This is a genomic window from Candidatus Woesearchaeota archaeon (genome assembly GCA_003694805.1).
In the GTDB taxonomy this organism is placed as follows: domain Archaea; phylum Nanobdellota; class Nanobdellia; order Woesearchaeales; family J110; genus J110.
The window spans coordinates 1-1449 of record RFJU01000175.1 but is presented as its reverse complement, the minus strand read 5'-3'; the positions used below and the strand labels follow the sequence as shown (position 1 = coordinate 1449).

Here is a 1449-nt window from a genome sequence, read left to right as displayed (position 1 = left end):
GGGACTCTCCTTTCGGGGTTGTTGTTGAATTCCCGATTATGGAGAAGTCCCTTTATTTTTTCAAGAGTTACGCCGACCCCAACCCACTTTCAAGTACTGATCCTGCGGTGCGAAGCGCCGACAGGTGCATGCCGTTGTTAGCAACTATATCAATTGGCCCACAAAATTGACCGTGTTATGCGCAACAACAGGAAAGACAAGACTACCTGTTCTCTCCCGGAACCACAAGAAGATGGCACCGTATAGCCCCGTTACGAGAAGCGTAGTGAATGAGAAGTGCCAAGTGTGTCCATTGTACGAGAGGCTATGCGCAAGTCCAAAAACAGCGGTGACAGCAAGGCCCGCCACATTGAATCGGGACCCAAGAACGTCAAAACGCCCTGAGATGACTGCACGCGACACGAGATAGAGAAGCAACCCCCTGAACACCGGCTCTTCATCGGCTCCGGGCATTAGCGCCTGATAAAGCAGCTCTTCTGCGTCATATTCGTTGCCTCCATTCATGTAAACCCATAGGACCTGCAGCAAGACAGCGGCAAAGAGACCAATGACCGCAGGCTTAACCGACCCCGGAATCTGCTTCACCGTGAACCCCGCATCGGAAGGCTTGAAGTTGCGGTCGACTTTCACAAGGACAAACAAAACAGACATCCATAGAAGGATGGCTAGGATCTTTCCGCCCCAGTTCCAACTTGGCTCCGAGATGATGAGTTCGACTGGAACCAGGTCGTGTCCCAAGAATAGAGCGAAGAAGTAGGCTGCGAGTAGGGCCAACGAGACGAGTGCCCACTTCGCACTCACTTTGACAACACCAAAGATCCGAAGCGCGCCAATGGGAATCGACACGAGGACAATATTTACGAGAAGCGAGAGAAAAAACTCTAACATTGGCGAACCTTTGTTGCTATTGAGTTTCAAGTAACTTTTTGTTCCCTTTCCGCCGGAGAAGGGAAGGGAGCGGAGTGTGTCAAGAAAAATGAGACGTAACCGTTCACGGCCTTTCGGAGAGAGGCGAGTCTGCTGTCAAGTGGAGAAGGACATTGCCGGTAGCAAGGATGGGGGCTGCTCCCCTCTCCTGACACGCATACAGGCCTCGATCATGTACTCGAAGACGTTTCTGCCCTTCATTTTGAGCGTCATGATCACCGTCATCATGTGAGCAACGTATTCACTGCCCTTTTCAGACTCTGTCCCATAACTCGTCTTGCGCCAGAGCACCGCGGGTCTGATGGCCCGCTCCGCGGCGTTGTTGGTCGGCTCCACTCCCTCACGACGCGCAAAGGTCCATAAGGCAGGCTCGCGTTTCAGCAGCGCCTTGCAGGTTCTGACCATCCTTGCCCGGGAGGTCTTCTCCCCGACCGCAGGACGATACCGTGCCCCTTCCGAGCGGAATGTGTCAAGAAAAATGAGACAGGTCATGTAAGAATTTTGTGTGCAGCCTCTCCTTTC

General features: G+C 52.9%; 2 protein-coding genes. Both read right to left on the bottom strand.

The genetic code is table 11. The features are described from left to right. Positions 1-144 precede the first annotated feature (144 nt). The gene (locus tag D6783_06205) at positions 145-651 is read right to left on the bottom strand and encodes a CPBP family intramembrane metalloprotease (GenBank protein ID RME51968.1); all 507 of its coding nucleotides are present in this window, start codon (positions 649-651) and stop codon (positions 145-147) included. A 372-nt stretch (positions 652-1023) separates the two neighbouring features. Then, on the bottom strand, positions 1024-1449 hold a 426-nt coding region (locus D6783_06200), incomplete at its 5' end, for a hypothetical protein (protein RME51967.1).

Bases quoted from the DNA above. Each gene is read 5' to 3' on its own strand.
- D6783_06205 (RME51968.1), bottom strand. From the start codon at position 651: ATGTCTGTTTTGTTTGTCCTTGTGAAAGTCGACCGCAACTTCAAGCCT.